General features: G+C 48.2%; 6 protein-coding genes and 1 rRNA gene. 3 read left to right on the forward strand and 4 right to left on the reverse strand.

Features of this window, described 5'->3' with window-relative positions; all coding sequences use genetic code 11:
• Positions 1–50 precede the first annotated feature (50 nt).
• The 4 genes from O9139_RS23185 to O9139_RS23200 all read right to left on the reverse strand — a co-directional run bounded on the left by O9139_RS23185 (position 51) and on the right by O9139_RS23200 (position 4,723).
• Positions 51–1,250 (reverse strand): MFS transporter, encoded by a 1,200-nt coding sequence (locus tag O9139_RS23185; RefSeq protein ID WP_270884132.1) that lies wholly within the window; start codon positions 1,248–1,250, stop codon positions 51–53.
• Entirely contained in the window at positions 1,247–2,071 is an 825-nt protein-coding gene (locus O9139_RS23190) for an HAD family hydrolase (protein ID WP_270884133.1), read from the reverse strand. The genes O9139_RS23185 and O9139_RS23190 overlap by 4 nt, the downstream gene beginning before the upstream one ends.
• A complete protein-coding gene (locus O9139_RS23195; RefSeq protein WP_270884134.1) occupies positions 2,068–2,838 on the reverse strand; it encodes a DeoR/GlpR family DNA-binding transcription regulator in 771 nt (256 codons plus the stop codon). Before O9139_RS23195 ends, O9139_RS23190 begins: the two co-directional genes overlap by 4 nt.
• A 133-nt stretch (positions 2,839–2,971) precedes the next feature.
• Positions 2,972–4,723 (reverse strand): FAD-dependent oxidoreductase, encoded by a 1,752-nt coding sequence (locus O9139_RS23200; protein ID WP_270884135.1) that lies wholly within the window; start codon positions 4,721–4,723, stop codon positions 2,972–2,974.
• Between the two features lie 234 nt (positions 4,724–4,957).
• Between O9139_RS23200 and O9139_RS23205 the strand changes: the two genes are divergently transcribed.
• From O9139_RS23205 to O9139_RS23215, 3 genes are all read left to right on the forward strand, one after another.
• Positions 4,958–6,175 (forward strand): S-layer homology domain-containing protein, encoded by a 1,218-nt coding sequence (locus tag O9139_RS23205; RefSeq protein ID WP_270884136.1) that lies wholly within the window; start codon positions 4,958–4,960, stop codon positions 6,173–6,175.
• Between the two features lie 139 nt (positions 6,176–6,314).
• Complete coding sequence (locus O9139_RS23210) at positions 6,315–6,584, forward strand: hypothetical protein (protein ID WP_270884137.1); 270 nt, start codon at positions 6,315–6,317, stop codon at positions 6,582–6,584.
• A 291-nt stretch (positions 6,585–6,875) separates the two neighbouring features.
• Positions 6,876–7,062 (forward strand): 16S ribosomal RNA (locus O9139_RS23215); the annotation flags it as partial.

Consider the following 7,062-nt stretch of genomic DNA (forward strand, 5'->3'; position numbering starts at 1 on the left):
CGCTAAGGGGGTACCCGAGTTACACACGGCCTCAACGGCTCTACCCGCAGCTAAGGCGTTATTTCCGCGCTGCCTCGCGCCCGAATAGCCTGCATATTCCAGCGGCGCGAATACAGCATGATGCCCAGCGACAGCAGCATCCCGCCCAAAATAAACCAGATCGGGACACCGATCTGAATATGATCCATCCCCCAGCCTACGGCTAGCGGGAGCACGGCGCCGCCAAGACCGCCCGAGGCGATCAGGGTGCTGGTCGTTTCTTCCGTGCGTCCAGGCAGCAGCTGGTTAGCATAAATGAGCGCAACTGCAAACATCCCGGACATGAACAGCCCTAGCAATAGCACGATCATGAAACTGCTCCAGATGGCGTCGCTGAAAACCCACAGGAGAGCGCTCGCTAAGCAGGCTCCGAAAGAGACGGCCAAGTAACGGAAATACGTCATTTTCTCGGCAAGCACACCTGCAAAGACACGGCCAATGACCATTGTCAGCCAGTAGGCGGTGACGCTGAGTGATGAAATGGAGCTTGGAGCTCTCAAATGATCGATAAAAATCGAAGGCAGGAAGTTGACAATACTGTTTTCCATCCCGCAATAGAAAAAGAAAACGACCATGAACAGAGCGAGGAGGGGAATGGAGCTCTTTGTCAAAGGTGGCGTTTTGGCCGCCGTTTGCGAACGATCAGCCCGGTGAGCCAGCAGCTCATCATGCACGCCTAACGATATTTTGGACCAAATGAGTCCTGCAATCAGCGCACTCGCGCTTAGAATGAAGAAAGCATACCTCCAGCCACCGGCAGCAATGAGCAAACTGGACACCAGCGGCATGACAAGCGCACCGAGTCCGAAGAAAACTTCAAGCTTGCTGAAAGCCGTCGCTTGTTGATCTTTGGCGGCCGTCAAAACGAACGTGCTGATACTGGATTCAATCAATCCGAAGGAAAAACCGGCCAGCAGCGTCAGACCCACAGTTACCGCCCATGGCGGGAGCAGCACAATGGCGAACATGGCGGCAGCAAGCAGCGAGAACGCCAAGGTGATTGTGCTTCTGCGGCTTAGGCGCCGGATGAGTGCGGGCATGCTGAGCACGCCAAGCAGGAAGCCGCCAAATTGCATGCATACAATTAAGCCGCCGTCGCTGTAGCTCTGCCCATAATGAGCTAGCAATTCCGGCAAAACGGCTCCATAAATCACGTGCATCGAGCCTGTCAAAAAATAAGACAAGCAGCCCATGATCAGCAGTCTTTTCATAGTGATGAGCTCCCTTTGGATTGGAGGGTAAGCTGCTGATTCACAGCAAACACATGTTCGATCGCTTCGGAGACAGAGTGAACCTGATTAGCGGCTCTTTTTTTCACGTCAGGGTGAGCGCCATGCATAGCAAAGCTGTGAGGCGTGACCCCGAACATCGACACATCGTTAAATGAATCACCTACACAGGCAACTTCTTCAGGCTTTAAGCCCAATTGTTCCATAAGGACAAGCAGGGAGCTGCCCTTTGAAACATGTTGGGGCATAATGTCGAGGCAATCTTTGTCTGAAATAAAAAGCTCTAATTGGTCCCCTAGCTTATCTTCCATTTTGGCTTTTACCTGCAGCAAGACTTCCAATTGTCCGAATAGGGAGAACTTGCTGGTCGGCAAGCCGAGCATAAACGCATGTTCCAGATCTGATTTTATAATAAGAGGTTGAAACATTCTTTGTTCGATAGCATCAGACGCAGGTGTTGGAATCGCGATGTAATTGCCATCGATCGAGCAGACCAATTTAACAAGATCGAAGTCATGCAGCAGTTGGTAAACCCGATGGGCCAGCTCAGCCTCAAAAAGCTTAGACTTAAAAAATGTCCCGTCATTCAGATGGATGAATGCGCCGTTTTGCGATACGGAATGGGCCTGATGGCCGATGTCGCCGAGAATTTTTTGGATTTCAAAATGATTCCTTCCCGAGGCCAAGCAAAGCTGCAGCCCTGCTTCTTTGACCTTCGCCAATTGCTCCTGCTCTCTCAGGCTCACCTGTTTATGGTGGTCAAGCAAGGTACCGTCCAGATCGCTGACAATGAGTTTAATCATGTATTTTCGCCTCCTGCTAATACAAGCTCCACATTACATGCGAGCAGCTTTTCTTTGATTTCCGAGCTGAGCTCTTGATCCGTAATCAGAATATCAATGTTTTCAAAACCGACGACACGTTGAAACAGCCTTCTGCCAAATTTGGAGTGATCCGCCAACACGATGACTTGATCGGCATGCTGGATCATCGCCCTCACCAGGTAGCAATCTTCTTCATTAGGCGCATACAGCCCCTCTGCGGTAATGCCGCATGTGCCGATGAACAGCTTGTCGACGTGATATTCGCTGAGCATTTCTATCGCTTTGGCGCCGTAAACGCTGTGATGCTTATTGTCGAGCACGCCTCCGATCATATGAATCGTCATATTCGGCTTGCGCGTCAGAATTGCCGCTGTCTCAATCGAGCTTGTTACCACGACATTATGCCTCGAAGTCATGGCGGTAGCGGCATGAAGCACCGTGGTGGAGGCGTCCATCATGATGTAATCGCCATCTTGAATCAGCTCCGCTGCCGCTCTGCCGATGGTGACTTTGGACGTGGGCTCAGCTTGCAGCCGCTGATCATAGTCACCAACAATTTTGGAGAGCGTAGGCAGGATGGCGCCTCCGCGAGTGCGGATGATTTGACCCTGCTCCTCGAGCTTGACCATATCCCGTCTTGCCGTGTCACGCGAAACATCGTACAGCTCGCAAATGAGATCAACGGTAATTCGCTTATTTGATTTTAAGTAATTAAGGATAGAAATCAGTCGTTCTTCCTGAAACAAGGAGAATCACCTCCGTTCACTTAAGGTTTCGTAAGTAATTATAAGTTATATCCTTATTATATGCATGAATACGGCATAACTTCAACAAAAAATACCCCGGAACCATGTTCCAGGGTATTTCGTCTATTTTCGCTCACTTTTTTGGATGAGCCGGGGTTGGCGTTGTGGTTGTTGTTGGCGTTGAAGCCGCAGCTGAACTCGAGTGATGAGATGGAGTCGGAGATGGCTTCGGCGTCGAAACGGAAGCTGGCGGAGCTGCTTGCTTGCGCTTGAGCACATAGTTCGGATACGTAATCTCTCCGGCATCCAGCTTGCGGATTTCTTCGTCGTTCCAGCCGCTGATCTTGTTCGCTCCAGTAATGCCGGTCAGTTTGATATGGTAGCGGTCGGCTATATATTTTTGCAGCTTCTCCATATCCTCTGGTTGGACATCGCGCAGCCTCTGCTTACCATGCAGCTGTCCGAGAATAATCCCGATGGACTCTGCGGCAAGGCTGGTATTCGGCTGAATGCGAGTACTGCCGTAAGCGATGGCGGAAGATCCGACGTTTTTGCCGGCGGCGATCACATTGTCATAGTTTTTCAGCATAAAGCTTCGCAGCGGCATCCCGTATTTGTCAGGACGTCCCATCTCGATGCCCCATTTGTTCGCGCTTGTGCCCTGGAGATCAAGCGGGTATCCGCCGATGCTCACATTGTCCCAGAACATACGGCCGGAGAGCAAGTCCGAAGGCTTCAATACATAATCCATTTCATAATGATTATATTCCCGGATATACGGATATGTCGGCAAATCACCAAGTGTGGCTTGCTCCCAGCCCGGCAATACTTTGCGGAAATAGTCCAAAATGAGCGGCGTTTCTTTATTGCCCAGAGCTACAGCTTCTTGCACGGAGGCCGGATCCGCAGGGTCTACCGTGTAGACGAGCAAGGCATTGATGAGCACGTCACCGTCTCGCTGGTTCACCGCATTCAATCCCCGCAGGAAGACGCGGTCATTGGAGGGATGATAGCCATTCGTCATGCCGCTTAACCCGATGGCAAAATTATTGTCGACGTAGCCTCCGCCGAACTGCTTCTTTTTTTCCTCAGCTTTCAATTGGTTGAACGCAGTATTGAACTTCTTCCAATCGACGTTTTTGAACTTCATCATCATGCCGGCGCTCATATACTCAATATTCTTTTGCCCATAAAAGCTTTCCAAGCCAGGGAGCCGTTTTACATTCAACCGGCTGATTAGAGCGGCATAGTCGCTGTTATCGACATAATAAGACGCCGTGATTCTTTTTTTCGTATGATTCGCATCGGTGTATTCGATGGAATTGATTTTATGTAAGTTATCAGGTGTTTCCACTTGTTCAATATCGTCGATGACGATGCCGGATTCAATGGGAATGTTCAATTTTAATTTATCCATATAAGCCGTAAACTCGGGGAGCTTGCGGATTTTACCATTTCGGAAGCCGTCGAATAGCTCCTTGGCTCTGCCTTGCACGAGCACTTTACCCTGATCATCCTTTGTTTCGTCTAGAAACAGCATCTGGCTTTGCAAAATCTGTCCGCCAAACTCCGCGTGCGGATCAAGAATATGCACTTGCAGTCCTTCATCAGCTGCCGCTCTGGCTAGATAAAGACCTTCCAGCTCGCTGCCGATTACCACAATGTCAGTATGCTCCGACACATTGTTTGGGTTTTCAGTTGTTGCGGCTGTCGCTTCCTGCTTTGAAGGAAGTTCGCTGGGGTTCTCATGCGAAATTGCGGGTGCCGTCGGAACTTCACTTTTGTCGTGCTGTATCCAGAACTTGTTTACAGAGAAAACGGAAGCCACGATAAGGATGACGGCAATGGCGATAATGAGCTGAATTCTAGGGCTTAGTAGTCGCATGCGATAACTCCTTTTTTACAGGTAGATTCGTACCTTTTCAGTCTATCAGTTTCCCTATCTTTTTAATAGTATGGGTCCACTGTTTAAGAGATTGGGAGTACAGATTTTGACGATTTTTGCTGTCACCCCCCTAAACATATCCGCCGCGGCGAATCCTTGTAGCATAACACAGGAACCCTTCGCGAAGGCTCCAGCAGTAATCTACCACTTAATTAGTTTAAGGAGAGAGAATTGATGAAAAAGAACATGATGAAAAAGGTAGTAGCAACTGGTTTGGCACTTACGATGATCGCTGGTGGAGGCACTGCAGCTTTTGCCCACGGCAATGACAATAAAGGTAATGATAAAAATAACAACAAAAATGTTTACTATAATACAAACGGCAAGAACAATTATGGCAATGTAAGTGGCAACATTCAAATCAACTTGAACTTCAATGATATGAAAGGTGCACAATGGGCACTGAGATACATAGCGAGCCTTGCTTCCAAGCGCGTATTCGAAGGTTATGAAGATGGTTCTTTCAAACCTGACAACACAGTTTCCCGCATCGAAGCGATCACAGCGGCTGTTCGTCTGATGGGCTTGCGCGATCAAGCTGAATCAACAACAGAAATGCAAACAAAGCTGAATTTCAAAGATGCTGACAAAATTCCTGCATGGGCAGTCGGCTATGTTGCAGTGGCATTGGAGAACGATCTCTTCTCCGAGAACGATGATTCCGTAAAACCTGATCAACCAGCAGACCGCTTGTGGGCAACTACATTGCTCGTGAAAGCTTTGAAACTGGAAGGCGAAGCAAAAACGAAAATGAACTCCACGCTTTCCTTTAAAGATGCCAACAAAATCCCAGCTGGTTCCGTTGGATATGTAGAAGAAGCGATCGAGAAGCACCTTGTTGATGGCTTCGAGGACAATACATTCAGACCGAACCAAAACGTGACGCGTGCACAATTAGCAGCATTGTTGGATCGTACTAGCGACCAACTGCCTGATCAAGATGCCAATGCAAGCAGCGGCACTGTAAGCACAACTGTCTACAACAATACTATGACATTGACTAAAAACGGTACGCCAACGCAATACACGCTTCATCCGGATGTATTCGTGCTGCGTAACGGAGTGAAAGTGGCTGCTTCCGCTCTGCAAGTAGGCGATGAAGTGAAAGTGCGCACATTCAACAACGTTGTTGTCTATATCGAAGTTACTAAATTGGCGGATGTCAATGCTTCTTTTGACGTAGTAGGCACGCTGGATAGCACTACGCTGAACGCGCAAGGTAAAATCGCAACGATCTCCATTACGCAAACCATCAATGGTACGAACCAAAGCACTGTTTACAATGTAGCTTCTGACGTTGCATTGACAGGCAACATCGGTTCCTTCACAAATGGTCATGTGGTTGAGCTAAAAGGCCAGAATCAAGTCGTTAACGCAATTGACGTTAAATAATAGAGATACGATAAATATGAAAAAGGATTGAATCCTGTAGAAGCTCCTGCTGCCATCAGTGGGAGCTTTTGCATGTGATGCCGCATATTTTGATGGATGATGAGGCAAACTGTCTCGTATCTTGAAAGGAGTGCTGACGATGAACGAGACACTAATTGAGACTTTAAAAAGATATTATGCCGATTACCGCAGTGCAGCAGATAGCGATCAAAGCTTTGAGGACGCTTATCAGGCATTAGCCTACCATGTGATTGAACAAACCGGACAACTGGCTCAGGAAGGGAAGCTTACCGACATTCAGAATTTAATTGCGCAGTATCATGAGCTTCGCTTTTCGACGGGCTACAGCAACGATTCGCTGAAAGAACGATTTGAGCAAGAGCTGGTTGAGGGCATGTTGGATCGATAGTTGGTGAATGGGAAATTTAGGTTCTTGCGCACGCTGTGCCAGCATGCTATATTATTTTTCCGGCCATGACGAGCTGAAATTTCAAAAAAAGATTTTTAAAAAAAGCTTGCATCTGGTTGGGTTGCTGTGGTATATTGTAATTCCTGTTGCTGAAAAGCAGACGGGGATGAAGAAAGAGAATTGTTCTTTGAAAACTGAACAACGAGTGAGAAGCAAGTCGAGTAATCGACTCTAAACTTTAAAAGAGATTAACAATCTCGTCAGCTTTAAATGAGCTATTCAGATTCATCCTTTTTGGAGAGTTTGATCCTGGCTCAGGACGAACGCTGGCGGCGTGCCTAATACATGCAAGTCGAGCGGTCCCTTCGGGGATAGCGGCGGACGGGTGAGTAACACGTAGGCAACCTGCCTGTAAGACTGGGATAACTATCGGAAACGATAGCTAAGACCGGATAGCTGGTTCTCTCGCATGAGAGAA

The organism is Paenibacillus aestuarii, assembly GCF_027789125.1.
GTDB lineage: Bacteria > Bacillota > Bacilli > Paenibacillales > NBRC-103111 > Paenibacillus_E > Paenibacillus_E aestuarii.

What these genes read in the sequence shown, in the direction of transcription:
- O9139_RS23205 (WP_270884136.1), top strand. Translation starts at nt 4,958, where the DNA reads ATGAAAAAGAACATGATGAAAAAGGTAGTAGCAACTGGTTTGGCACTT.
- O9139_RS23190 (WP_270884133.1), bottom strand. Translation starts at nt 2,071, where the DNA reads ATGATTAAACTCATTGTCAGCGATCTGGACGGTACCTTGCTTGACCAC.
- O9139_RS23185 (WP_270884132.1), bottom strand. Translation starts at nt 1,250, where the DNA reads ATGAAAAGACTGCTGATCATGGGCTGCTTGTCTTATTTTTTGACAGGC.
- O9139_RS23210 (WP_270884137.1), top strand. Translation starts at nt 6,315, where the DNA reads ATGAACGAGACACTAATTGAGACTTTAAAAAGATATTATGCCGATTAC.
- O9139_RS23200 (WP_270884135.1), bottom strand. Translation starts at nt 4,723, where the DNA reads ATGCGACTACTAAGCCCTAGAATTCAGCTCATTATCGCCATTGCCGTC.